We start from the raw sequence: 24131 nt of genomic DNA on the forward strand, positions 1-24131 counted from the left end.
CAGGTTCAGTCGTCGAACATCCAGGGCTGCCACTTCGCCACGATGCCGCGCAGCGCGACGTCGGCGTCGAGCTGGCACAGCACGCCGAGCGTGCCCATCGTGACGCGGTGCACGAGCAGGTACTGCGGCGGCAGGTTGAGCTCGCGGCCGGTGCGGAACTCGGGGCTGCGCAGGTCGCCGATGCGTTCGGCCTGGCCCTGCAGCCAGCGCCGGTTGAACCGGAACGTGTCGGTGCGCAGCGGCTCGGTGAACGGCGCCAGGTAGGTGAGTGCCTCGGCGCCCGTCAGCGGCGTCTGCGGCAGCACGAAACCCTCGCGTCGCATGAGCGCGATGAGGTCGTCCGCGCGGTCCTCCAGCGCCAGCTTGGTCATGTCGGCCAGCGGCCGCGGCAGCCCGTCGGGGAGGCGGGCGACGGCGCCGAAGTCGACGACCATCAGCCGGCCGTCGTCGAGGATCTGGAAGTTGCCCGGGTGCGGGTCGGCGTGCAGGAGATGCACCCGGCTCGGCGCCGAGTAGTGGAACTCGGCGAGCCGTTCGCCGGCGGCGTCGCGCTCGGCCTGGGTGCCGTTGGCGATCACATCGGAGAGCTTCCGGCCGGTGACCCACTCGGTGACCATCGCCTTCGGCGCCGACGCCACCACCTTGGGGACGCGGACGTGCTCGTCGCCGTCGTACGCGGCGGCGAAGGCGCGCTGGTTGGCGGCCTCGTCGCGGTAGTCGAGCTCCTCCTCCATGCGCTCACGCAGCTCGGCGATCAACGGCTTGATCTCCAGGCCGGGTGCGAGCGGCTGCAGGAGCCGGCTCATGCGGGAGAGCTGCCGCAGGTCGGAGCGCAGCGCCTCGTCGGCGCCCGGGTACTGCACCTTCACCGCGACGTCGCGATCGGGTGCGCCGCCCCGGCCCTTCCACACCGCGCGGTGCACCTGGCCGATCGACGCCGCCGCGGCCGGGGTCTCGTCGAACGCGGTGAACCGGGCCGCCCAGCCGCGGCCGAACTGCTCGGCGAGCATCCGCGAGACCTCGCTGAACCGCATCGGCGGGGCCGCGGACTGCAGCTTGACCAGCGACTCCCGGAACGGCTCCGCGAACTCCTCCGGCACTGCCGCCTCGAACACCGACAGCGCCTGGCCGAACTTCATCGCGCCGCCCTTGAGCTCGCCGAGCACGGCGAACAGCTCCTCCGCGCTCTTCTGCATCAGCTGGGCGGAGATCTCGTCGCCGTCGCCGCCGACGAGTCGGCGGCCCCACCCTGCCGCGGTGCGGCCGGCGACGCCCAGCGGCAGCCGGGCGAGCTTCGCGGTGCGCACCGCGGTGCGCCTCGGGATGTCGGTCACCCCTCGATTGTGGACCCTGCCCCCGACCCCGTGCGCGTGAGATCGGCTGCTCGACAGGGGCAGCCCCGAACGGCCTGCCACGGACGCCGCGCGATCGTGGCCGTCGCGATGTCGATCTCCAGGCTCGCTTCCAGCGCCGACGGCGCCGGCGTGCCACCCGCCGTCGCGTCGACCGCGGCGAGCGCCTGGGCGACGGCGAGCCCCACCGTCGCCGTGACGCAGGCAGGGTCGGCACCGCCGCGCCGGCCGGCCAGCTGCGCGGCCACCCGTGGCCAACTGCTGTCGTAGGCGCTGCGCTGCAGGTCGAGGCAGCCGAGGCACGCCGTGCGACCCGGCAGCACCAGCGGGCCCACGACGCCGATCCCGTCGCGCATGCGGACGGGCAGGTGCGCGACCCGGCCGGCGACCAGGTCCGCGCAGTGCATCGGGTCCGGGTGCTCGTCGGCCAGCACCACCAGGTCCGGCACGAGGTTGCGCGGCCGCGGCGGCAGCGTCGTGCCCGGCACGAGCCGCGCCGCCGCGGCCGCGATCGCCGCGGCCCGGTCACAACCGCGGTCGGCGTCGACGAGCCCGGTGCCGAGATCGGCGCCCGCCACCTCACCGGTCGCGACGACGTGCAGCGTCTCGACGCCACCCGCGGCCAGCCCGACGACGATCCCGCAGGTCAACGGGCCGTTCCCGTGTACGACGACCGCTGCGGCGGCCCGGTGGGCCGCGATCCGTGCCGTCGCCGATCCGTCGACGAGCTCCCCGGCGTCGTGCAGGGCACGCAGCAGGGCGTGCGCGTCGGCCGGGGGCACACCGCGGGCACCGGCACGGGCCGCGAACTCGGCCGGCGTGACCGGCCGGCGCAGCTCGACGACGAGATCGGCGAGCGCGGGCGCCAGGTCACCCACGACGAGCGCGTCCCGCGGATCGAGCCCGATCACCCGGGTCGTCTCGTCGATGTCGTGCACCGACCGCCAGCGCTGCAGCACGACCGTGGCGGGCAGCGGCGAGTGCGACATGTCGGGCATGGTCGCGCACATCCGTCGATCGCCGGGCCCGTTCCGTCGAACACGGGCCGATCCGGTGGGGGCGAGCGGCTACCCTGGAGCGATGGCGCACCCCGCGGTCGTCGAGGTTCGACGCAGTGATCGCCGTAAGCGAATGGTCAGTGCCCGACGCGAGGGTGACACGGTGGTCGTGTTCATCCCGGGATGGATGAGCGAGTCCGAGGAACGCCGCTGGGTCGACGAGATGGTGCGGCGGATCGAGCGCAGCGAGGCCAAGCGGCGCTCTCCCGCCCGCAAGGGCGACGACGCGCTGCTGCGGCGCAGCATGGAGCTCTCGCGGCGGTACCTCGACGGCAAGGCCGTGCCGGTCTCGGTGCGCTGGGTGCCGCCGATGCGCACGCGCTGGGCGTCGTGCACACCCGACGACGGCACCATCCGCGTCAGCGAGCGCCTGCGCGACGTTCCCGGCTGGGTCGTCGACTACGTGCTGGTGCACGAGCTGGCGCACCTGCTGGAACCCGGCCACGACGACGCGTTCTGGGCGTGGGTGCACCGCTACCCGCGCACCGAGCGCGCCATGGGCTACCTGGAGGGGCTGTCCGCCGCGGCCGGGCTGGGGATGGTCGGCATCGACGGCGAGGACGAGACCGCCGCCGAGACCGCCTGATCAGCCCTTCTCGCCGCGGTCCTCGTCGGGGTCCTGCGGCGCGGGCTCGTTGGCCAGCTTCTCCAGCTCGGCGATCGGGTCGGCCGCGTCGGCGGCGGCGACGAACGCGGCCGGGTCGTCGAGGTCGTCGGCCGTCGGGATCAGGTCCGGGTGCGCCCACAGGGCGTCGCGGCCGTGGATGCCGCGCTGCTCGCCCAGCAGACGCCACAGCTCGGCGGCGGCCCGCAGCTTGCGCGGGCGCAGCTCCAACCCGACGACGGTGGCGAACGTCTGCTCCGCGGGCCCGCCGGTGGCGCGGCGACGGCGCAGCGTCTCGCGCAGCGCGTCGGCGCCCGGCAGGCGCTCGCCGACGGCGTCGGCGACGACCGCGTCGACCCAGCCCTCGATCAGCGCCAGCAGCGTCTCCAGCCGGGCGAGGGCGGCCTTCTGCTCCGGGGTGGTCTCGGGCTCGAACATGCCGCCCTGCATGGCCTCCTCCAGGGCGGCCGGGTTGCTCGGGTCGATGCCGCGGGCCAGCTCCTCGAACCGGGACGTGTCGATCGCGATGCCGTGCGCGTAGGCCTCGACGGCGCCGACGAGGCGCTCCGCGAGCCACGGCACGTGCGCGAACAACCGGTGGTGCGCAGCCTCGCGAGCGGCCAGGAAGATCATCACCTCGCCGGCGGGGCGGCCCAGGTCCTGCGTGAACTTCTCGATGTTCTCCGGCAGCAGTGCGGCCACCCGGCCCTGCGCGACAGGGAAGCCGATGTCGGTGGACGTCAGCACCTCGGCGGCCAGCTTGGCCAGGCCCTGCCCGAGCTGGCTGCCGAACGCGAGCCCGCCCATCTGCCCGAGCATCGCCACCATCGGGCCGGCGGCCTGGCGGGCCTCCTCCGGGATCGCCTCGACCCACGCCCCGGCCATGCGCTGCGCCACCGGGTCGCACAGCCGCTTCCAGGTCGCGATGCTCGCGTCGACCCACTCGCCGGCCGACCAGCCCTTGACCTCGGTGGCGCCGGCCGGGAACTCCGTGGCCGTGTCGAGCCACAGCTCGGCCAGCTTCACCGCGTCGACGACGGCGACGCGCTGCGGGCCGGTGAGCGACGAGGTGGTGGCGGCCAGCTGCTGGCGCGCCAGCTGCGCGGCGAGGTCGTAGTTGACGGGCCCACCGCCGCTCGCCTGGTTCTGGCTGAGCATCTGCCCGAGCTGGGTGAGCATCTGCCCCAGCTGGTTCATGTCGAACCCCTGGGCGCCGCCCGGCATCCCGGGGAAGCCGGGCATGCCGCCTGCGGCGCCGGGCAGCCCGAAGCCGAACGGGTCCTTCGGGGCGCCGCTGTCGCCCCGATCAGGCTTGTTGCCCTGGTCGTCGGGGTCGCGGTCGGCCGGTCCGAATCCGAAGGGGAGGTCGCTCACACCCCCTACGGTACGCGGGATCGCCGCAGGTCGCGTTCGCTGTCGGAGTACGTCAGCAGGCGGGCGGGGTGCCGCCGTGGCCGAGGGTCTCCACCGCGGTGACGGCTTCCTGCAGGTTCGACACCTTCGCGATGGTCAACCCGTCCGGGACGTTGCCGGCGGCGTCGGCGCAGTTGCCGGCCGGCACCAGGAACGCCGTCGCGCCGGCCTCGCGGGCGGCGAGCATCTTGTAGCGGATGCCCTCGATGCGCCCGACCAGCCCGCTCGACGTGATCGTCCCCGTGCCGGCGACGAACCGCCCCGACGTCATCTCGCCGGGGGTGAGCTTGTCGACGATCGCGAGCGTGAACATCAGGCCGGCCGAGGGGCCGCCGACGTCGCCGAGCGCGATCGACACCTCGTTGCGGTCGGCGGGGCGCGCGCCCGGGTAGATGCCGAGGAGCCCCTGCTGGGTGTCGGCGCGACCGCCCAGCTGGATGCTGACGTCGTGCGGCTGGGGATCGTCGCCGCGCCGGATGGCGACGCTGATCCGCTGCCCAGGGTGCGTGTTCGCGAGCGCGTCGCTGATCTGCTGCGGCGTGGTGACGGGCACACCGCCGATGGAGAGGATCGAGTCGCCGGGCTGCAGCACGCCGCGCGCGGCCGAGTCACCGTCGGCGAGGTCCTCGACGACCGCGACGGTCGGCAGCTTGAGGTAGACGAACGCGGCGCCCTCCGCGCTGGCCTGGCTGTCGGCGAAGTCCTGCTGGTTGCGCTGGTTGATCTGCTCGTTCGTCTCGCCCGGCGGGAACGCCATGCTGCGCGGCAGCACCATGTAGTCGGACGACCACCAGCGCCGCAGCGCCTCCAGCGCGGTCAGCCCGTCGGTCAGGCTGACGGTCGTCATGTTGAGGTGGCCGGAGGTCGGGTAGGTGGCGAGGCTGTGCACGGTGACCACGTCCGCGCCGTCGACCTTGCCCAGCGTGTCGTAGGTCGGGCCGCGGCCGATCGAGACGAACGGCACCGGGACGATCAGGCCCGTCATGACCAGCACGGCCATCAGCAGGATGCTGAACGTGGCGGCCCACCTACTGCGACTCACCAGCGCACCCTAACTGTGCGCTGCTCAGGGCACCTGGGCGGCAGACAGCAGCCGGCCGCCGCCCGATCAGCGGACCACATCCGGGCGACCGGAACCTTCCGGGTGACTTGTCCGTTTCCCGCGTTACCGGCGTCCTGTGAGCCGGGGTCGGCCCCACACGGGAACCCGACGTCGCGGCCGTAGAGTTGTCTGAAGATTTCCGCGCGGAGGCGCCGTGAGCGGCGTGGCGAACCGTCCGAGACTGGAGCGTGCCCTGTGGCCATGCGGCCCCCGGTGGGACCACCGACGTTGACCCGCCGAACCAAGATCCTGCTCGTCGTCGCGGGCGTGCTCATCCTGCTCACGTTCGTCGGCAACGTGATCATCAACAACTACATCGACTGGCTGTGGTTCGGCGAGGTCGGGTTCCGCGGCGTCTTCACCACGGTGCTGTTCACGCAGTTCGTCACGGCGCTGGCCGGCGGCCTGCTGATCGCCGGCGCCTCGCTGCTGTCGTTCTGGCTGGCCTACCGCTCGCGGCCGGTGTTCGTGCCCGTCGGCCGCCCGGACGACCCGCTGGTGCGGGTGCGCAGCCGCATCCAGGAGAACCTCACGCTCTTCCGCGTGCTGCTTGGCGGTGCCACGGGCATCGCGGCCGCGCTGCTGGCGCTGGGCGACTGGGAGGTCGTCCTGCAGTTCCTGAACTCCAGCCCGTTCGGCATCAAGGACCCGCAGTTCGGCCTCGACGTCGGCTTCTACGCATTCGACCTGCCGTTCTACCGCTACGTGCTGAACTGGCTGTTCGCGGCGGTCGCCATCGCGTTCCTCATCGCACTGGTCACCCACTACCTGTTCGGCGGCATCCGGCTCACCGGCCGGTCCGCCCAGGTCTCCACCGCCGCGCGCACCCAGCTGGCGATCACCGCAGGCGTGTTCGTGCTGCTCAAGGCCGCCGCGTACGCGCTGGACCAGTACCAGCTGCTCTCGTCCGACCGCAAGGCCGGCATCTTCTACGGCGCCACCTACACCGACCTCAACGCGGTGCTCCCGGCGAAGCAGATCCTGCTGTTCATCGCCGTCATCTGCGCGCTGGCGTTCTTCGCCGCGGTGTTCCGCAACAACCTGCAGCTCCCCGCCATCGCCACCGTGCTGATGGTGCTGTCGAGCATCCTGCTCGGCGCCGCGTGGCCGGCCGTGCTGGAGCAGTTCGTCGTCACCCCGAACGCGCAGGAGCGCGAGGCGGTGTCGATCCAGCGCAACATCGACGCGACCAAGGCCGCGTTCGGCATCGACGACGACCGCGTCACGAAGCAGGACTACAGCGGCGTCGCGAAGGTCCCCGACCAGACCGTGCGCCAGGACCAGGCCACCCTGCCCAACGTGCGGCTGCTCGACCCGGCCAAGCTGTCGGCCACGTTCACGCAGCTGCAGCAGCAGAACCGCAAGTTCTACGGCTACCCGGAGAAGCTCGACATCGACCGGTACAAGGTCGGGGGGAAGCTGCAGGACTACATCGTCGCCCTGCGCGAGCTGAAGACCTCCGAGCTCACCGGGCCGCAGTCGGACTGGATCAACCGCCGGCTCGTGTACACCCACGGTGACGGCATCGTCGTCGCGCCCGCCAACCAGGTCGGGGTGCCGCTGTCGGACAACAGCACGAGCGGCGGCCTGCCCAACCTGACCGCCATCGACCTGGCGAACAAGGACAACGCGAACATCCCCGACAGCATGCGGGTCCAGGAGACGCGCACCTACTACGGCGAGCTGATCGACGGCTACTCGATCGTCGGGGGCAGCGACGGCGGCAAGCCGCTGGAGTACGACGCCGACGGCATCCCGCGCTCGTCCTACAAGGGTGCGGGCGGGGTGCCGATCGGCAACCTGTTCAACCGGCTGGTCTTCGCGCTGCACTACAGCGAGCGCAACATCCTGTTCAACAACTCGATCAACGAGAACTCGAAGATCCTCTACGAGCGGGACCCGCGCGACCGCGTGCAGAAGGTCGCGCCGTGGCTGACCACCGACTCCGACCCGTACCCGGCGGTGGTCGACGGCCGGATCACCTGGATCGTCGACGGCTACACCACGCTGGCCAACTACCCGTACGCGCAGCGGGTCGAGCTCGGCGAGTCCACCGCCGACGCCCAGCAGGCGCTTCAGCGCTCGGTGCAGCCCGACCAGGACATCAGCTACCTGCGCAACTCGGTGAAGGCGACGGTCGACGCGTACGACGGCACCGTCAAGCTCTACCAGTTCGACGACAAGGACCCCGTCCTCACCACGTGGATGAAGGCGTTCCCCGGCACGGTCACGCCGAAGGCGCAGATCTCGCCGGACCTGAGCGCGCACTTCCGCTACCCGGAGGACCAGTTCAAGGTCCAGCGCGAGCTCCTCACGCGCTACCACGTGGAGAGCACCGACGCGTTCTACGGTGGCGTCTCGTTCTGGGACGTGCCGGCCGACCCGACCGTCACGCCGAGCTCGCCGGCGACGGCAGGTGCCGCGCAGCCGCCGTACTACGTGCTGGCCGGGCCGCCCGGTGCCGGCGACACGACGGCGGCCCAGGCGTCGTTCCAGCTCACCACGCCGCTGGTGTTCCGCGGGCGCGACAACATGGCCGCGTACGTCTCGGTCGACTCCGACCCGGCGAACTACGGCAAGTTCACGGTGCTGCAGCTACCACCGGACGGGCGCACCTTCGGGCCGCGGAACGTGCACGACGCGTTCAACAACAACGGCACGGTCAGCAGCGGGCTGACCCTGCTGCGCAACCAGAACACGGCGATCGACTACGGCAACCTGCTGACGTTGCCCGTCGCCGGCGGCCTCGTCTACGTGGAGCCCCTGTTCCTGGAACGCGCCGGCGGCACCACGACCTACGCGCAGCTGGCCAGGGTGCTCGTCTACTACAACGGGCGCGTCGGGTTCAGCCCGAGCGTGAAGGACGCGCTGGATGCCGCCATCGGCGGCAGCGGCCCGGCCCCGGCCAACCCGGGTCAGCCGACCAACCCGGGTGCCGGCACGCCGACCGGCCCGCTGACGGCGGAGGCGGCCACGGCCGCCACCGACTTCGCCCGGGCCTACGACCAGTTCAAGCAGGCCCAGAAGAACAACGACTACGCCGCGCAGAGCACCGCCCTGCAGGCGATGGACGCTGCCGTGGCCCGCTTCCAGAAGGCGACCGGAGGCACCGCGGCTCCGGCCCCGGCGCCGCCACCTGGGGGAACAGGGAACTGAGACCGTAAGGCACCCCCCGCTGCAGCCACGTTTCCGGCAGGTGTACAGTTGGTGGCACAACGCGGGGTGGAGCAGCTCGGTAGCTCGCTGGGCTCATAACCCAGAGGTCGTAGGTTCGAATCCTACCCCCGCTACCAGCGCAAAGGCCCCCAGGCGATCAGCCTGGGGGCCTTTGCTTTGCTGCGGGCGTTGTCGGCCCGGTGACGCGCTGGGACGATGTCGGCGTGACCGCGGCGAGAGGGCCGCTCGAGCTGCTCAGGACGCGAGCTGCTGTCCATGCGGATCCTCGACGTCGCGATCCACAGCTGGGACCTGGGCCCGCGCGATCGCCGCGGGGGAGATCCTCGACCCTGCCGTCGTGGAGTTCGACCCGGCGCACGATCAGCTGCCGCACCGGTCCAACAGGCACCCGAATCCGGAGGAGGTCCCATGAGCGAGTCATCGGCGAAGGTCGACCGGTTCCTCTCGGAGGTGCTGCCGCGCATCCACGAGGCGGAGACGGCGTTGCACAACGGCGATGCCGGTCCGCGGTTCGCGATGTGGTCGCACACCGACCCGGTCACCGTCTTCGGCGCGGCGTTCAACTCGTTCGGGTGGGCCGAGGTCGGTCCGATGTTCGAGAAGCTCGCGTCGCAGTTCGCGGACTGCAGCTCGTGCGAGTGGGAGGTCGTGGCCGCCGACGTCGGGAGGACTTCGCCTACCTGCTCGCGATCGAACGCACGACCGCGTCGATCGGAGGGGCCGCGCCGAGGCCGTACACGCTCCGCAGCACGACGATCTTCCGCCGCGAGGGCGACGAGTGGAAGATCGTGCATCGGCACGCCGACCCGGTCGACGACTCGGCGGCGGCGCTCGCCCGTCTGCGTCGAGGGTGAGATTAGGGTCCGGTGGACGTCGATCAAGGGGGGTCCATGGGACTGAGCTTCGGCCTGTACGGCCTGCACAAGGGGAGCAGCACCGATCCGGCAACCATGGCGCGGCGGGCAGCGGCGGCCGAGGCGGCAGGGTTCGAGTCGCTGTGGGTCGGCGACCACATCGCCCTGCCCGTCGACGCGCCGGACTCGGCCGACCAGCCGCGCATCGAGGCCGTCGTGGCGCTGTCCTACCTGGCCGCGGTCACGACGCGGGTGCGCCTCGGATTCGGCGTGATCGTGCTGCCGCAGCGCCAGCCCGTCCTGCTGGCGAAGCAGGACTCCTCGATCGACGCGCTGTCGCAGGGGCGGCTGATCGTGGGGGTCGGCGTCGGCTACCTGGCGGCCGAGTTCCGCGCGCTCGGGGTGTCGCTCGGCGAGCGCGCCGCGCGCACCGACGAGTACCTCACGGTGATGCGGACGCTGTGGGCTGAGGGAACGCCGGCGCACGACGGGCGCTTCGTCTCGTTCGACGGCGTCCTGCAGCGACCGCGACCGGTGCAGCAGCCGGGCCCGCCGATCGTGGTGGGCGGGCACGCGGCGGCGTCGTACCGCCGGGCCGTCGAGCGCGGCAACGGCTGGTACGGGTGGGAGCTGACCGTCGACGAGGCCACCGCCGCGATCGCCGCCCTACGGGAGGCGGAACAGCGCCACGAGCGGCCGGCCGAGCTGGGCGAGCTGGAGATCACGATCACCCCGCCCGCCGGGCTCACGGCGGACCTGGCGCGCCGCTACGCCGACGTCGGCGTCCACCGCCTCCTGCTCCAGGCCGTGGACGCGGACGGCGACGAGGTCGACCAGCTGATCGAGACGGCGGGGGAGACCCTCATCGGCCGGGCGTGACGTTCAGCGCCAGCCCAGCTCCGGCGCGACGAGCTTGACGACGCTCTCGAGGACGTGCGCGTTGTAGTCGACGCCCAGCTGGTTGGGCACGGTGAGCAGCAGCGTGTCGGCGGCGGCGATGGCCTCGTCCTCGGCGAGCTCGGCGATCAGCTTGTCGGGCTCGCCGGCGTACGTCCGGCCGAACCGGGCGTTGCCGCCGTCGAGGAAGCCGACCTGGTCGGTGCTGCTGCGCTCGTGCCAGAACAGCTGCCGGTCCAGGTCGTTCACGATCGGAAAGATGCTGCGGCTGACCGATACGCGGGGTTCACGATCGTGTCCGGCCGCCTTCCAGGCGTCGCGGTAGCGCTGGATCTGCTCGGCCTGGAGCTGGTGGAAGGGCACGCCGGTGTCCTCGGTGAGCAGGGTCGAGCTCATCAGGTTCATGCCCTGCTCGGCCGTCCACTCCGCGGTGGCGCGGGTGCCGGCGCCCCACCAGATCCGGTCGCGCAGCCCCGGCGAGTGCGGCTCGATGCGGAGCAGGCCGGGCGGGTTGGGGAACATCGGCCGCGGGTTGGGCCGGGCGAAGCCCTCGCCCTCGATCACGCGGAGGAACACGCTGGTGTGCTCCCGCGCCATGTCGGCGTCGGTCGTGCCTTCCGGCGGCGCGTACCCGAAGTAGCGGTAGCCGTCGACGACCTGCTCCGGTGATCCCCGGCTGATGCCGAGCTGCAGCCTGCCGCCGGCGATCAGGTCGGCGGCGCCGGCGTCCTCGGCCATGTAGAGCGGGTTCTCGTAGCGCATGTCGATCACGGCGGTGCCCAGCTCGATCCGGCTGGTCCGCGCGCCCGCGGCGGCGAGCAACGGGAACGGGGACGCGAGCTGCTGGGCGAAGTGGTGCACGCGGTAGTACGCGCCGTCGGCGCCGACCTCCTCTGCGGCGACGGCCAGCTCGACGGACTGCAGCAGCGCGTCGGCCGCGGATCGCACCTGCGAGTGCGGGGAGTCCGACCAGTGCCCGAACGACAGGAAGCCGATGTTCTTCACAGATCAATCAACTCGGTGGGCGGGAGCGGCATTCCGACCACATCGACGTCACACACCGTCGGGCCCGCTCACACACGTCCGAACATGTGTGAACGGGCCCAGCCCTGTGTGACGTCGAGGAGGAGGCCGCGCGTGGCAAGGTCGTGAGCACCGTCGTCGGGGAGGGCTGATGCGGGAGACCGAGCGGCTCGTGCTCACCCCGGTGCGCGCGACCGACGCGGCGGTGCTCTTCGAACTGCATCGCGACCCGGGGATCGCGCCCTGGTACGCGTTGACGCCCGAGGAGGCGGCGGCGTGGGTGGACCGCCAGGAGCGCGGGTGGCGCGAGCACGGCGTCGGCAAGTGGCTGGCGCATGACCGGGTCACCGGCGAGCTGATCGGGCGCGGCGGGTGCTCGGTGACCGACATCGACGGCGAGCAGCGGGTGGAGGTCGGCTGGGCCGTCAGGGAGCGGTTCCAGCGCCGCGGCTACGCCACGGAGATCGGCCGGGCGGGTATCGACTTCGCCCGCGACGAGCTCGGCGCAGTCGAGGTGGTGGCGTTCACCGAGGTGCACAACCGCGCGTCCCGTGCGGTGATGGAGACGCTCGGCATGACGTACGTGCGGGAGCTGCGGCGGCCGGGTCTGATCGCCGGATCGGACGCCGTCCACGACGATGCGCCGTTCGCGCTCTACACCACCGGTAAGCTGAACGTATGCGCGTGACGGTGAGCTGGCGTCGCCCCTAGGGCGGCAGTTCTCGTCACCGCGACATCTTTCCGCGGCCGCCCGAGCTGGGCGGCCGTTGGTGTGTCCGGCGCGGGTGGCTCTCGTCCCAGGAGCGCTCATGTCCCGCAACCTCACCGGCTTCACCCCGTCCGGCCGCCTGCACATCGGCAACCTCGTCGGCGCGATGCGCCCGATCGCGGCCGCCCAGCGCGCCGACGACCCGGACGCGACGGTCGCGTTCATCTCCGACCTGCACGCGCTGACGCTCGACCACGATCCCGCGCTCGTGCGCGAGCGCACGCTGGAGTTCGCGACTCTGCTGATCGCCGCCGGGATCGACCCGGAGCGCTCCCTGCTCTTCGTCCAGTCGCACGTCGCGGAGCACACCGAGCTGCACTACCTGCTGGAGTGCGCGACCGGGTTCGGCGAGGTCCGGCGCATGATCCAGTTCAAGGAGAAGAGCGGGCGGCAGGAGCAGCAGGTGCGGTTGTCGCTGCTCACCTACCCGGTGCTGATGGCCGCGGACATCCTGCTCTACGGCACCACCGAGGTGCCGGTCGGCGCGGACCAGCGCCAGCACGTCGAGCTGGCGAGGGCGGTGGCCGAGCGGTTCAACGCCCGCTACGGGCCGACGTTCGCGGTGCCGCGGGCGGTGCTGCCGCCGGTCGCCCCGCGGCTGCGCGACGTCTTCCGGCCGGAGGAGAAGATGAGCAAGTCCGCGCCGCCCGGATCAGGGGTGCTGCACCTGCTGGACGAACCGGCCGCGCTGCGGCGCACGATCGCCCGCGCGGTCACCGACTCCGCCGCCGACGTCGCGTACGAGCCCGAGACGCGTCCCGGAGTGGCGAACCTGCTGGCCCTGCTCGCCGCCTGCACGGGCGGCGACCCCGCGGAGCTGGCCGGCGGGTTCACCGGCTACGGCGAGCTGAAGCGTGCCGTAGCCGACGCCGTTGTCGCGGTGCTGGAGCCGCTGCAGCAGCGCTACGCCGAGCTCGCCGCCGATCCCGGGTACGTCCACGGTGTGCTGCGCGACGGCGCCGCACGGGCATCCGCGATCGCGGCACCGACCGTGCGCGCGGCGAAGCAGGCCATCGGCCTCATGGCCGATCAGCCTCCGCAAGGCTGAGGTCCGATCGAGAACGCATCCCGCGCGTGCGTTCAAGGAAGGGCGAACCCGATCGGACCTCGATCGCAGGACACCGACCGGGCGAACCCGATCGACGGACTGCGACACCGACCCCCTTGCGAGATCAGTGGCACGCACCCCGTTCAACGATCGGTCGACGCCGCGGTGTCACCCATCCACCCGGCTGTGTGGCAACCGGCTCCGGCACTACGCCCTGCGATCATCATCGGTGCGGTCACGGTTGGATCGCGGCCACGAAGCTCTGGTCCAGCCGGCCGGCCATCGTCGCCGCGTAGGACGCCGAGATGTGGTTGTCGTCCAGGTAGACGAGCACGTTGCCGACCTCGGCGGGGCATCGGTGCTGGTCGCAGACCGCGTCCGCGATGTCGACGAAGCGGACGTTCTGCGGGACGTCGGGGAGGCGGGCCCACGGCGGGGTCGGGGAGTACACGGCGGCCCGGTCGACCCCGCACTCCGGGGAGTTGCGGTCGTGCGTGGACACGCAGTCCGGGATGGAGTAGTCGAACCGCGGGTTGTCACGCACAGCGACGACGGGGATGTCGAGATCGGTCACCTGCCGCCAGGCATCGACGTAGTCCTGGGGCGTGTTCTCTGTGAGCCCGGCCCGCACATCGCGCGAGCCGATCGTCACGACGACATCGGGCCGGTCCCTGGCGATGATGTCCATCGTGGCCTGGTGGAACGGGTCGCAGGTGTCGTTCGACGGGTCGGTGTCGGAGCCCGTGGAGAACGGGCAGGCGCCGCGGGCCACGATCGACAGCTGCCAGTGGTGGACCGCTGCGAGCGGGATCAGCGTGCCGGTGATCTGCTGCGCGTGCGAGTCGCCGACGATCAGGACCCGCTTGGTCGGCCGGTAGCCGACGGGCTGGACGCAGTAGTCGGAGTCGAAGCCCTCGACGGCCGTGCACTGCCACCGGTTGGTCTGCACGAAGTCCTCGTACACGGTGACCGGCGGCGGCAGGAGCTGCGCAACGGGTAGCAGCGGGGCGCCGATCGCGGCGGCGCCCGGGTGCTCGCGGTCGCCGACGACGCCGTCGGGGGTGGCCTTGGCGACCGTCGCCAGCTTCCAGCCGACGGCGAGCCCGAGCACCACGACCAGCCCCATCGCGCACCAGCGCACGGCGCGGGCGTCGCTGCGCCGACCGAGGAGCGGTTTCTCGACGAACCGGTGGGTCAGCGCGGCCAGCACGAGCGACGCGCCGATCACGGCGAGCCCTTCCCAGAATCCGACCCCTTCGATCCCGCCGCCGCCCAGGTGCAGCACGAGGATCGGCCAGTGCCACAGGTAGAGGCCGTAGGACAGGTCGCCCAGGCGGTTCGCGGCGCGGGAGGCGAGGATCCGGTCGACCGCCCACGGCAGCCGGGTGTGGCCGGCGAGCAGCACCAACGCCGCGCACGTCGTCGGCCAGAGGGCGGCGAACCCGGGGAACACCGCGTCGACCTGCAGCACGATCCCGCACGCGACGAGCCCGACCACGCCGAGCCATCCCGCGGCCACCCGCAGCGCGTCGGAGAGCCGGATCCGGTCGAGCCACAGGGCGAGCAGCCCGCCGAGCGCGAACTCCCACAGCCGGGTCAGCGAGTGGAAGTAGGCGAGCGGCTGGTCGGTCACGGTGAGGGCCACCGAGTAGAACAGCGACGCCGCGAAGACCCCGAGCAGCGCCACCGTGTAGTGGGTGTGCCGGCTGGCGGCCCTGGTGGCGATCAACGCCACCAGCGTCATGAACAGCGGCCACACCAGGGAGAACTGGGCCTGGATCGACAGCGACCAGTAGTGCTGCACCACGCTGACCGCGTTGGACCGGGCCGTGTAGTCCACCGAGTCGGCCGCGAGCTGCCAGTTCTCCACGAACAGCGCCGACGCGATGACCTCGCGGACGGTCTGCGGCCAGCGGCCCTCCGGCAGGATCGCGGCGGCGGCGATCATGGTGCCGACGAGCACCGTGAACGCAGCGGGGGTGAGCCGCACGAAGGAGCGGCGCCACCGCCGCACGACCGCGCCGCTGCCCGGATCGCGCGTGCGCGCGAGCTGCCCGGTCAGCAGGAATCCGGTGATGACGAAGAAGACGTCGACGCCGCCCGAGACGCGCCCGAACCAGACGTGGTAGACGACGACGAGCAGGACGGCGAGCGCCCGTAGCCCCTGCAGCTCGGGACGGAACGTGCTGCTCGGAGCCGTGTGGTCCGCTGTGTCCGATCTGAGGTGCCTGGCGCGGGCTCCCCGCGCGTCGGCGGGGTCGGGAACTCGTGGCTGCCGGAAGAGCCCGGAGCCGGTCGCCTCAGTATCCGACGTATTCCCCTGCGTTGTTGCTCCGGCCGCCGGCCTGCAGGGTGCTCATGCCGTAGTTGTCGATCATGTACCGCACGCCCGCGGTGATGTTGGCGACCGGGTCCGTGATCGAACGGCCGGCCAGGTCGGGGTGGACGTACTTCTTGAACGTGACCGGGATCGTCTGCATCAGGCCCTGCGACGGGGTGCCACGACGAGCGTTGGCGTCCCAGTTGTTGATCGCGCGGGGGTTCCCGCCCGACTCGGCCATGATGATCTTCTTTACGCTCGGCGCCAGCGACTGGGGCAGGTCCATGATGCGGAGCGCCTCGGCGATCCACCCGTCGAGACCGCCCTTGGCGACCACCTGGTCGAGCCGGGCCTTCTCCGCCGCTGCGGCGTGCTGCTCGGCGAGCTGGGCGGCGATGTCGGCCGCCTTGCCCAGCGTGGCGAGGTGCTGGTCCGCGGCGGCCGCTCCGCCGTCGGACGCGTCGTCATCGCCGTCGGAGTCGTCGAACATGACGGGCGCGAAGAAGCCGGAGTCCTGGTTGGCGGCCGGGTGCACGGCCAGCGTGCTGGTGTTGGCAGCGAGGGCGGCGGCGACCGACGACTCCTCGGCGGCCGCGGAGCTGGCGAGGTTCTGGGTGCCCGCGGCGGGGATCAGCGCGGTGAACGTGCCGGTGGCGACGGCGCCGGCCGCGGCAGCGCCGGCGACGACCGTGGTGCGCAGGGAGGGGCCCGCAGGGGCAGGGCGGTGGGCGGCGTTGTGCCGGGCGCGCCGGGAGCTCTCACGGAGCGGAGCGTTCGCGACTGCCTGCGCGTACCAATCCGCGCGTTCACCACGAGGGGAGCGGTGTCCTGCCACGTACCTGCCCTTTCAGCGCTGGGGAGCGAACCGAGCAGGCGCGGTTTCCGGTCGGGGGTCCGGGAGCCGGTTGGGGAGCCGGCTCGCAACGCGCGTGATCGGTTCGTGACGCTGGCGAGGACGATAAAGGAGGCGTCGCTCAGGTCACAAGCAAACGCACTGCCTGTCGGCGCACCCTGCATGCCGTTCATCTCTCCGTCGCCGAAGAGGCGATTGCGGGCCGTTCGGGACGAGCGGCAGGTCCGGATGCACGATGCCTGTGGGCCGAACGGTGTATTCGCAGGTCAGTGGCCCTGCCGTTCGCCGGGTAGGAGGACGCAGGCGTCGCCGAACTCGTGCCACAGGTACCGCTCGGCCAGCGCGGCCGCGTACGCCCGCTCGACGAGCGACCGGCCGGCAACCGCCTCCAGGAGGAGCAGGTGCGACGCGTCCGGCTCGTGCCAGCCGGTGATCAACCCGTCGACGGTGCGGGCCGGGCGCTCCGGGCCGAGCACGAGGTCGGTCCAGCCACTGCCGGCGCGCACGTTGCCGTCGGGCGCGGCCACCGTCTCCAGCGCTCGGGTCACGGTCGTGCCGACGGCGACGATCCGGCCACCGGCTGCCCGCGTGGCGTTCACTGCCGCGGCCGTCGCCGCGGGCACCCGGAAGCGCTCGGGCAGCGGCAGCTCGCCGGCCTCCAGCGAGGCGACCCCCGTGTGCAGGGTCAGCGTCGCCAGCCCGACGCCCGCGACGGCGAGACCGGCCAGTACGCGCGAGCTGAACGGGCGGCCCGCGCTCGGCATCTCCGCGCTGCCGAACCCACCGTCGGGGCGCGCGAAGACCGTGCGGTGGTCGGCGAGCGGGCGGTCGCCGCGCAGGTAGGCGTACCGGATGGGGCGCCCGGCGACGCGCAGCCATGCCGGCACGCCCCCGTCGACCGGGAGCTCCGCCACCCACAGCCGGCTGCCGAACTCGACGTCCGCGTCGGGGAAGGCGGCCACGAGCGTCGCGACCACGCCGTGCGGCAGCCGGACCCGCTCGCCGCGGCGTCCGTCGCCGACCCGGCCGTGCGCCGGGTCGCGCAGCTCGACCACGTACGCGCCCGGCGTCGCGCGAGCCGGGCCGGACACGTGCACCGTGACCGGTCGGCCGTCCGCGCGGGCGCCGTCGACGGCGGCCGGTTCGGTGTCGGAGTGGTTGACCACCACCAGGTCGCCGGGGCTCAGCACGGCCGGGAGGTCGGTGAACCGCCGGTGGCGGATCTGCCCGTCGGCGACGAGGAGGCGCACGCCGTCGCGGGGGAGGCCGCGCTGCTCGGGCGGCTCGCTCGCCGACAGGGCCGGGTCGAGCACGAACGTCGTGGTCATGCCCGGCCCGCCGGGAGGAGGTCGGCGGCCCGGTACCGGCCGCTCGGCGGGCGCTCGTCGAGCAGGCGCAGGAACGCCGGCACGACGGTCTCGGGTTCCGGCCGGTCGGAGATGTCCTCGCCGGGGAACGCCCGCTGGTGCATCTCGGTGCGCATGTCGCCGGGGTCGAAGGCGTGCACCCGGACGGCGGACTCCTCGACGGCGAGCACGGCGGCGAGGTGGTCGAGCGCGGCCTTCGCGGCGCCGTAGCCGCCCCAGCCCTCGTAGGCCTCGACCGCGGCGTCCGAGCTGAGCGTGACGATCGTGGGTGCGGGCGCTCGCCGCAGCAGCGGCAGCGCGAGGGCGGTGAGCGCGAGCGAGGCGACGACGGTCGTCTCCAGCACGGCGCGCAGCGCGTCGACGGGGTAGTCGGCAAGCCGGGGCAGCGGCGACGGCCCGAGCTCGCCGGCGTTGTGCACGAGCAGGTCGAGCCCGCCCGCCGCCTCCGCCGCCGCGACGATCGCGGCGCGGCCGGCGGGATCGGTGACGTCGGCCGCCACGGCGCGGACGTCGGGCAAGTCCGCGGTGGCCGTCCGCAGTCGGTCGGCGTCGCGGCCCACGGCGACGACGATGGTGCCGCGCCGGGCGAGCGCGGTGGTCAGGGCGAGGCCGAACCCGCGGCCCGCGCCCGTGACGACGGCCACCCGGGTGGCGTTCTGGTCGGTCATGCACCTACGGTGTGAGTTGAAGTCAGGTTCATGTCAAGCGATCGGGGGGACGGATGGACGCGCACGACCTGCTCACCATCGGCGAGGTCGTCGACCGCAGCGGGTTCCCCGCCTCGGCGCTGCGGTTCTACGAGCGCGAGGGGCTGTTGCACCCGACGCGCACGTCCGGTGGGCAGCGGCGCTACGAGCGCTCGGTGCTGCGCAGGCTCGCGTTCATCCGGGCGGCGCGCACGATCGGCGTCGGGCTCGAGGAGGTGCGCGAGGCGCTCGACGCCCTGCCCGACGGGCGCACTCCCACCCGTGCCGACTGGACGCGGCTGTCACGCACCTGGCGCGGTCGGCTCAACGAGCAGATCGAGGCGCTCACCGCGCTGCGCGACGGCCTCGACTCGTGCATCGGGTGCGGCTGCCTCTCGTTGCAGCGCTGCGGCATCTCCAACCCCGCCGACCAGGCCGGTGCACTCGGCGCCGGCGCGCGGTTCCTGCCGGCGCTGCTGCGGCGACCGGCGGAAACGCACTGATCAGGCGACCTGCGGTACCCCCGTACGGCCGTATCCGGCGCACGGTCGGTCACGGTTTGGCATGGGGCGTCGCAAGCGGCGTCCACCGACCCGCCTACGCTCCTTGCCCGTGCCTACACTCCGTGCGGTACTGGCCGGTGTCGTCGGCGTCCTGCTGCTCGTCGGCGTGGCGCAGCTGACCATCGGCTCGTCCATCGCGGGCACCCCGGTGGCCGCTCCGCCCTTCCCCGGACCCGCCGCGGCCACGTCCACCCTCGAGCCGGGCCGTCCCCAGCCGCCCGCGCCCACCGTGTCGCCGGAGGCCCGGCTCGACCAGCTCAAGGCGGCCCTGCTGCGGCCGGCGGAGGTCGGCAAGGGCTGGCGCGCCTCACCTCAGCAGCCCACACCGAACGCCAGCGCACCCGCGGTCTGCGGCGGCACCGGCGTCGTCGCCCGGTTCCCGGACGCGCACCGCATCGGCACCGCCCTGCAGGGCGAGAGCGGCGACCGGCTGCAGCAGACGCTGTCCGTCTTCTCCGACGCGGCCACAGCCGGGTCCGCGTTCGACGCGTTCGCCGACGGTCTGGACTGCGCGAAGGGCACGCTCGGCGGCACCGCCGTGAGCATCTCCGACCCCGAGGACGTGCGCAGCCAGGTGAAGGGCGAGCGGGCCACCTCGTGGACGCTCAGCGGCGAGGGGTTCCGGGCGGTGCTGATCAGCGTGGTCGCGAAGGACCAGCTGATGAACTTCGTCTTCCTCACCCCCAACGGCGGCGACCTGACCAAGCTCGACGCGCTCGTGCTGGCGAAGACCGGGGTCGCGCGGCTTCTGAACACCTGATCGGTGCCCGGCCGAGTTAGCGTGAGGGGCGTGATCGACGATCGACTGCTGCCCCTGGACGGTGTCGACAACGCCCGCGACGTCGGCGGGCTACCCCTGCGCGGCGGCGGCCGCACGCGCTACGGCGTGCTGCTGCGCACCGCCAACCCCAGTCACGAGCACCTGACGCCCGCCGACCTCGCCTACCTCGTCGAGGAGTACGGCCTGCGGCTGGTCCTGGACCTGCGCAGACCCGACGAGATCGAGCTGAACGGCCGGTTCGTCCACGACGGCGTCGACCGCGCCGAGCTCACCCTCATCGGCGAGAGCCGCGAGGCGCTGCCCGAAGGTGTCAAGCTCAGCTACCTGGAGATCTACCGCGGCTACCTCACCGACCACCCCGGCAACGTCGTCGAGGCCGTCCGCCTCCTCGCCGCCGTCGACGCCGGACCCGCGCTCGTCCACTGCGCGGCCGGCAAGGACCGCACCGGCACCGTCGTCGCCCTCGTGCTCGACGCCGTCGGTGTCGAACGCGACGCCGTCATCGCCGACTACGCCCTCTCCGCCATGCACGTCGAGGCCATGTTCCGGCGCTGGACGACAGCCGCCGGCACGCCCATGCCCGACCCGGACGCCCTCGACCGCCACCGCCCCCAGGCGCAGACCATGGCCGACCTCCTCGCCGAGCTGGACGAGACCCACGGCGGGGCGGCGGGCTGGCTCCTCGCGAACGGGTTGACGGAGGCGGAGCTTCAGCGGCTGCGGGAGCGGTTCAGGGAGCCGGAGGGCTGAGCATGTCGAGCACACCCGCTTGCGTGCCCAATCCGCTCGCCAGGGTCGGCGGCACCGGAGTGGGTGTCGATCAAGGGCAAAATGTCGCTCTGCAAGATCGAACAACGCCCTTTTGCCCTTGATCAGCGCTCGGCGCCCGCCGAGTGATGACGACCTACGCTGGGCGCATGTCGAGCATGTCGCTCGCGTTGCCTTCGCCGCTCGCCGACCTGGTCGACGAGCGGCTCGGCGGAGTTTCGCTCGCGCTGAAGCGCGACGATCTCATCGCGCCGGTGATCAGCGGAAACAAGTTCCGCAAGCTGCGGTACCTCGAGGCCGAGGTCCGCCGAGCCGGCGCCACGACCGTGCTGACCTTCGGCGGTGCGTACTCCAACCACCTCCGTGCCGTTGCCGCTTGGGGTCGCCTCGCCGGCGTACGCACGATCGGTGTGGTGCGCGGCGAGGAACGGCCCTACAACAGCCTGTTGGCGGCCTGCGTCGACGACGGCATGACCCTGGAGTACCTCGACCGCCGAACCTACCGACGCAAGACCGATCCCTCCGTCATCGACGAGCTGCGCGCGGTGCACGGCGACTTCCACCTCCTCCCTGAGGGTGGTACGAGCGCCTCGGCCCTCCGGGGCTGCGCCGAACTCGTGGCTGAGATCGAGCGCCCTTTCGATCTCCTCGTCACGCCCGTCGGCACGGGTGGAACCCTCGCGGGTGTCGCCGCCGGGATCGGTCCTGGCCAGCGCGCCCTCGGCATCAGCGTCCTCCGCGGAGCCGAGTACCTGAACGGCGTCGTCGACGCGCTGCACGTGGAGGTGCTCGGCGAGAGGCTCGGCAACTGGTCGATCGATCACCGGTTCCACCACGGCGGATACGCCAAGCGTTCGGAGCTGCTGGACGAGTTCCTCGGTGACATGACCGTTCGGCACGGGCTCAGCCTGGATCACGTCTACGTCGGGAAGATGCTCTACGCGTTGTTCGACATGGCCGCATCCGGCGAGATCGCGAGCGGTACGCAAGTGGTCGCTGTCGTCACGGGCTCGCCTGCGCAAGTCGTTCCAGCTCCCACTCGCCCGACTTGATCGTGTAGCGGCGGCTGATCCCGAGCCATCGACCCTGCATGACGCGGGCCGTCGGGTCGACGACCAGCTGGATCAGTCCGTGGAACGTTGCCGCCCGGTAGTGACCGGTCGGGGACGTGCGCTCCACCCAGGATCCGCTCGCCAGCATGCCTTCGACCGTCAGCTCCAGATCCAGCACGCTGCCGCCGTCCTGCGGCAGGCTTCGACCGACCAATCGGCCTTCGCGCGCGACGAGGTCGATCTCGTGCTGGCCGCTGAACTCGGCCTTTCGACTCGTGCTCGGGTACCGGTACCGGCTGATCCACCTGCCGGCGAGCTCCTGCGCGTCTCCCCGCGGGCGCGCCGTCCTGGTGCGGCTTCCCTCCAGGTGATCGGACGCGGCAGCGATCGACGCCGCCGTGCTCAGGGTGAGCAGGAACTCGCGCCTCCGGCGCTCAGGAAACCGCTCGGCCCAGTCCGCGACGCTGCGCGTCAGCTCCGGCAGCGCCAGGTGCTCGACCTGCCACGCCCACGTCTCCGACTCGACGGGGTCGTCGGTGGGTCGGGCAGGAGCGTGGTTGCCCCAGTCGGCGACGAGGTCGGCGACGTCGCACTCGTAGAGCTGCGCCAGCCGGTCCAGCACGGCGAGCGACGGCGCGTGCCCGGTGGGGCCGGGCCAGTTCTCCCAGTACGAGACGTTCTTGAACGTCTTGGGGTCGTCCGGCCAGCGGCGGGACCACTCGGCGGCGGTCTCCTCCTGGGTCCAGCCGCGGGCGAGGCGCTGGGCGAGCCGGGCGTTGATCCCGTACGTCTCGCGCAGCGCGAGACCGATCGACGCGGCCGACGCGTCGGCCGCCCGCAGCCGTGCGGCCAGTGCGACCTGATCTGCGCGGCGTGGCACGCGGTGACCGTACTCCCCATTGGACGGGGAGTACGCATGACGATTGCGCACGCGGCGGGGTGTGATCGTCACCGGCTGGATACGACGCTCGACGGGTGGACGTCCTGCAGGCCGTGGCCCGGGAACTGGTGCCGCACCCCGAAGCGTGGGCGCGGCTGATCGAGCTGCACGTCGCCGACCAGGACGGCCGGTGCCGCGGTTGCCGCTCGCAGCTGCGCGCCGCCGAGCGGTGGCCGTGCGCGCTGCACCTCGTCGCGACGACAGCGCGCGATCTGGCCCGCCCCGATCAGCTCAGGGAAGCTCCTCGATCGCCACCGTGATGTCGATCTTGCGGAGCGAGCCGGGTTCGCCGGTGACGGCCGGCCAGCCGCGGCGTCGGGCGCTGGCGGCCACCTGACCGGCGGCGATGTCGTCCTGGCCGGACGCGGCGAGCAGCATGCCCGACTCGCGGGCGGACGCGGGGGAGAGCTCGTCGATCACCGTGTTGGGCAGGTCCAGCAGCACCCGCAGCGCGTCGTGGTGCTCCGGCTCGACGAGCGCCCACGCCCGGCCGAGCGCCGCGCTGGGCACCGCGAGCACGATGTTCGCCTCGACGGCCGCCCACACCAGCGCCCGCATGTAGACGGGCCGGCCGGTCGCGAACGCGGCGAGCGCGCTGGCGTCGAGGACGCGTCCCCCGATCATCTCCGCTCCCCCTCAGACGGCGGCCGCGGGCGGCACGAGGCGCAGGGTGCGACGCGCCTCGTCCAGCTCGTCCGGCGGCGGTGGGCCGCCGTAGAGCGTGGCCAGCGTGGCGAGGGACCGCTCGCGGAGCTGGCGGGCCGACAACGCGTCGGCGACGTAGGCCGAGATGCTGGGCGCGGCGCCGTGCGCGACGGCCTGGCGCGCGGCGGCCAGCAGATCGGCCGGCAGGCTGATCGTGACCCGCTCGGTGCGCATGGTCGGTGACCCTACCGTGACGGCGCCCGGCGACCCGATGACGCCGGGTGGAAGGCCGGTGCCCGCGGTACCGTCCGAGCCATGGACGCCGCCGCGCTCGTGGGCCTGCTGGCCGAGCCCGCCCGGCGGCGCGTGTTCGCCGCGCTCGTGCTCGGGGCGACCACACCGGGAGCGGTGGCCGACGCGACCGGCCTCTCCACCCGCGAGACCGTTGTGGCCATCGCGCGGCTGCAGGCCGGCGGGCTCGTCGACGAGCACCTCGCGGTGCGCGAGGGCCTGTTCACGGAGGCCGCGAAGGCCGCAGCCCCGGAAGAACCCGTCGCCGAGGACGTCGTCGACCGGTTCGTGCGCGACGGCCGCCTCATCGGATTGCCGGCGCAGGAGAGCAAGCGCCGCCTCGTCCTCGAACGCATCGTGCAGAGCTTCGAACCCGGCCGCCACTTCCCCGAGCGCGAGATCGATGCGGTGCTGCGCGTGTGGACCGAGGGAGGCACTGCCGACCACGTCACGCTGCGGCGCTACCTCGTCGACCACGGCCTGCTGTCCCGGGGCGAGGGGGAGTACTGGCGGTCGGGGGGCTGGGTGGACGTGCTGGAGTAGCGAACGAGCCCGGCACCCGCAAGGA

24 protein-coding genes and 1 tRNA gene are annotated in these 24131 nt (G+C 72.5%); 13 read left to right on the forward strand and 12 right to left on the reverse strand.

Annotation, left to right across the window (positions count from 1 at the left end; all coding sequences use genetic code 11):
• Positions 1–5 precede the first annotated feature (5 nt).
• A complete protein-coding gene (locus ACQEVB_RS13035; RefSeq protein ID WP_432969628.1) occupies positions 6–1334 on the reverse strand; it encodes an ABC1 kinase family protein in 1329 nt (442 codons plus the stop codon).
• The gene (locus tag ACQEVB_RS13040) at positions 1331–2341 is read right to left on the reverse strand and encodes a TOMM precursor leader peptide-binding protein (RefSeq protein ID WP_432969631.1); all 1011 of its coding nucleotides are present in this window, start codon (positions 2339–2341) and stop codon (positions 1331–1333) included. Before ACQEVB_RS13040 ends, ACQEVB_RS13035 begins: the two co-directional genes overlap by 4 nt.
• 91 nt (positions 2342–2432) lie before the next feature.
• Between ACQEVB_RS13040 and ACQEVB_RS13045 the strand changes: the two genes are divergently transcribed.
• Positions 2433–2996, forward strand: a complete 564-nt coding sequence (locus ACQEVB_RS13045) for a M48 metallopeptidase family protein (RefSeq protein WP_432969634.1) — start codon at positions 2433–2435, stop codon at positions 2994–2996.
• Here the strand turns inward: ACQEVB_RS13045 and ACQEVB_RS13050 are convergent, their stop codons facing one another.
• Both ACQEVB_RS13050 and ACQEVB_RS13055 read right to left on the reverse strand, forming a co-directional pair.
• Positions 2997–4388, reverse strand: a complete 1392-nt coding sequence (locus ACQEVB_RS13050; protein WP_432969637.1) for a zinc-dependent metalloprotease — start codon at positions 4386–4388, stop codon at positions 2997–2999.
• Between the two features lie 52 nt (positions 4389–4440).
• Entirely contained in the window at positions 4441–5469 is a 1029-nt protein-coding gene (locus tag ACQEVB_RS13055; protein WP_432969640.1) for a YlbL family protein, read from the reverse strand.
• 261 nt (positions 5470–5730) lie between these two features.
• On the opposite strand from ACQEVB_RS13055, the gene ACQEVB_RS13060 reads away from it, so the two are divergent.
• The 4 genes from ACQEVB_RS13060 to ACQEVB_RS13075 all read left to right on the forward strand — a co-directional run bounded on the left by ACQEVB_RS13060 (position 5731) and on the right by ACQEVB_RS13075 (position 10439).
• Positions 5731–8685 carry a UPF0182 family protein gene (locus ACQEVB_RS13060; RefSeq protein WP_432969643.1) on the forward strand — a complete coding sequence of 985 codons (2955 nt, stop codon included), beginning with the start codon at positions 5731–5733 and terminating at the stop codon, positions 8683–8685.
• A gap of 60 nt (positions 8686–8745) precedes the next feature.
• Positions 8746–8822, forward strand: a tRNA-Met gene (locus ACQEVB_RS13065).
• 516 nt (positions 8823–9338) lie between these two features.
• The gene (locus ACQEVB_RS13070; RefSeq protein WP_432969646.1) at positions 9339–9560 is read left to right on the forward strand and encodes a DUF4440 domain-containing protein; all 222 of its coding nucleotides are present in this window, start codon (positions 9339–9341) and stop codon (positions 9558–9560) included.
• A gap of 36 nt (positions 9561–9596) precedes the next feature.
• Positions 9597–10439: a TIGR03619 family F420-dependent LLM class oxidoreductase gene (locus ACQEVB_RS13075; RefSeq protein WP_432969649.1), complete on the forward strand. Its 843-nt coding sequence runs from the start codon at positions 9597–9599 to the stop codon at positions 10437–10439.
• Between the two features lie 3 nt (positions 10440–10442).
• On the opposite strand, the gene ACQEVB_RS13080 is transcribed toward ACQEVB_RS13075, so the two are convergent.
• Entirely contained in the window at positions 10443–11462 is a 1020-nt protein-coding gene (locus ACQEVB_RS13080) for an LLM class flavin-dependent oxidoreductase (protein ID WP_432969652.1), read from the reverse strand.
• 169 nt (positions 11463–11631) lie between these two features.
• Here ACQEVB_RS13080 and ACQEVB_RS13085 point away from each other — a divergent pair, with 169 nt between their 5' ends.
• A complete protein-coding gene (locus ACQEVB_RS13085; RefSeq protein ID WP_432969655.1) occupies positions 11632–12168 on the forward strand; it encodes a GNAT family N-acetyltransferase in 537 nt (178 codons plus the stop codon).
• Positions 12169–12289: 121 nt separating this feature from the next.
• The gene (gene trpS / locus ACQEVB_RS13090) at positions 12290–13297 is read left to right on the forward strand and encodes a tryptophan--tRNA ligase (protein ID WP_432969658.1); all 1008 of its coding nucleotides are present in this window, start codon (positions 12290–12292) and stop codon (positions 13295–13297) included.
• 235 nt (positions 13298–13532) lie between these two features.
• Here trpS and ACQEVB_RS13095 read toward each other — a convergent pair whose 3' ends face one another.
• From ACQEVB_RS13095 to ACQEVB_RS13110, 4 genes are all read right to left on the reverse strand, one after another.
• Positions 13533–15467 (reverse strand): acyltransferase family protein, encoded by a 1935-nt coding sequence (locus ACQEVB_RS13095; RefSeq protein ID WP_432980328.1) that lies wholly within the window; start codon positions 15465–15467, stop codon positions 13533–13535.
• Positions 15468–15597: 130 nt separating this feature from the next.
• A complete protein-coding gene (locus tag ACQEVB_RS13100) occupies positions 15598–16452 on the reverse strand; it encodes a transglycosylase SLT domain-containing protein (protein WP_432969661.1) in 855 nt (284 codons plus the stop codon).
• Between the two features lie 284 nt (positions 16453–16736).
• Positions 16737–17798: an S-adenosylmethionine:tRNA ribosyltransferase-isomerase gene (locus ACQEVB_RS13105; RefSeq protein WP_432969664.1), complete on the reverse strand. Its 1062-nt coding sequence runs from the start codon at positions 17796–17798 to the stop codon at positions 16737–16739.
• On the reverse strand, positions 17795–18505 hold the full coding sequence (locus ACQEVB_RS13110) for an SDR family NAD(P)-dependent oxidoreductase (protein ID WP_432969667.1): 711 nt from the start codon (positions 18503–18505) through the stop codon (positions 17795–17797). The genes ACQEVB_RS13105 and ACQEVB_RS13110 overlap by 4 nt, the downstream gene beginning before the upstream one ends.
• A gap of 53 nt (positions 18506–18558) precedes the next feature.
• Between ACQEVB_RS13110 and soxR the strand changes: the two genes are divergently transcribed.
• The 4 genes from soxR to ACQEVB_RS13130 all read left to right on the forward strand — a co-directional run bounded on the left by soxR (position 18559) and on the right by ACQEVB_RS13130 (position 21687).
• Positions 18559–19026 carry a redox-sensitive transcriptional activator SoxR gene (gene soxR / locus ACQEVB_RS13115; RefSeq protein WP_432969669.1) on the forward strand — a complete coding sequence of 156 codons (468 nt, stop codon included), beginning with the start codon at positions 18559–18561 and terminating at the stop codon, positions 19024–19026.
• 109 nt (positions 19027–19135) lie between these two features.
• Complete coding sequence (locus ACQEVB_RS13120) at positions 19136–19846, forward strand: hypothetical protein (RefSeq protein ID WP_432969672.1); 711 nt, start codon at positions 19136–19138, stop codon at positions 19844–19846.
• Between the two features lie 30 nt (positions 19847–19876).
• A complete protein-coding gene (locus tag ACQEVB_RS13125; protein ID WP_432969675.1) occupies positions 19877–20617 on the forward strand; it encodes a tyrosine-protein phosphatase in 741 nt (246 codons plus the stop codon).
• A 167-nt stretch (positions 20618–20784) separates the two neighbouring features.
• On the forward strand, positions 20785–21687 hold the full coding sequence (locus ACQEVB_RS13130; RefSeq protein WP_432969677.1) for a 1-aminocyclopropane-1-carboxylate deaminase/D-cysteine desulfhydrase: 903 nt from the start codon (positions 20785–20787) through the stop codon (positions 21685–21687).
• On the opposite strand, the gene ACQEVB_RS13135 is transcribed toward ACQEVB_RS13130, so the two are convergent.
• Entirely contained in the window at positions 21638–22567 is a 930-nt protein-coding gene (locus ACQEVB_RS13135) for a helix-turn-helix domain-containing protein (RefSeq protein WP_432969680.1), read from the reverse strand. The genes ACQEVB_RS13130 and ACQEVB_RS13135 overlap by 50 nt on opposite strands.
• A 95-nt stretch (positions 22568–22662) precedes the next feature.
• On the opposite strand from ACQEVB_RS13135, the gene ACQEVB_RS13140 reads away from it, so the two are divergent.
• The gene (locus ACQEVB_RS13140; protein ID WP_432969683.1) at positions 22663–22887 is read left to right on the forward strand and encodes a hypothetical protein; all 225 of its coding nucleotides are present in this window, start codon (positions 22663–22665) and stop codon (positions 22885–22887) included.
• Here ACQEVB_RS13140 and ACQEVB_RS13145 read toward each other — a convergent pair.
• Entirely contained in the window at positions 22859–23251 is a 393-nt protein-coding gene (locus ACQEVB_RS13145) for a hypothetical protein (RefSeq protein WP_432969686.1), read from the reverse strand. The genes ACQEVB_RS13140 and ACQEVB_RS13145 overlap by 29 nt on opposite strands.
• 12 nt (positions 23252–23263) lie before the next feature.
• A complete protein-coding gene (locus tag ACQEVB_RS13150; protein WP_432969689.1) occupies positions 23264–23506 on the reverse strand; it encodes a hypothetical protein in 243 nt (80 codons plus the stop codon).
• Positions 23507–23587: 81 nt separating this feature from the next.
• Here ACQEVB_RS13150 and ACQEVB_RS13155 point away from each other — a divergent pair, with 81 nt between their 5' ends.
• Positions 23588–24106 (forward strand): DUF2087 domain-containing protein, encoded by a 519-nt coding sequence (locus ACQEVB_RS13155; protein WP_432969692.1) that lies wholly within the window; start codon positions 23588–23590, stop codon positions 24104–24106.
• The last annotated feature ends 25 nt before the right edge of the window (positions 24107–24131 follow it).

The sequence above is a fragment of the Pseudonocardia sp. CA-107938 genome (assembly GCF_050936315.1).
Classification (GTDB): Bacteria; Actinomycetota; Actinomycetes; order Mycobacteriales; family Pseudonocardiaceae; genus Pseudonocardia.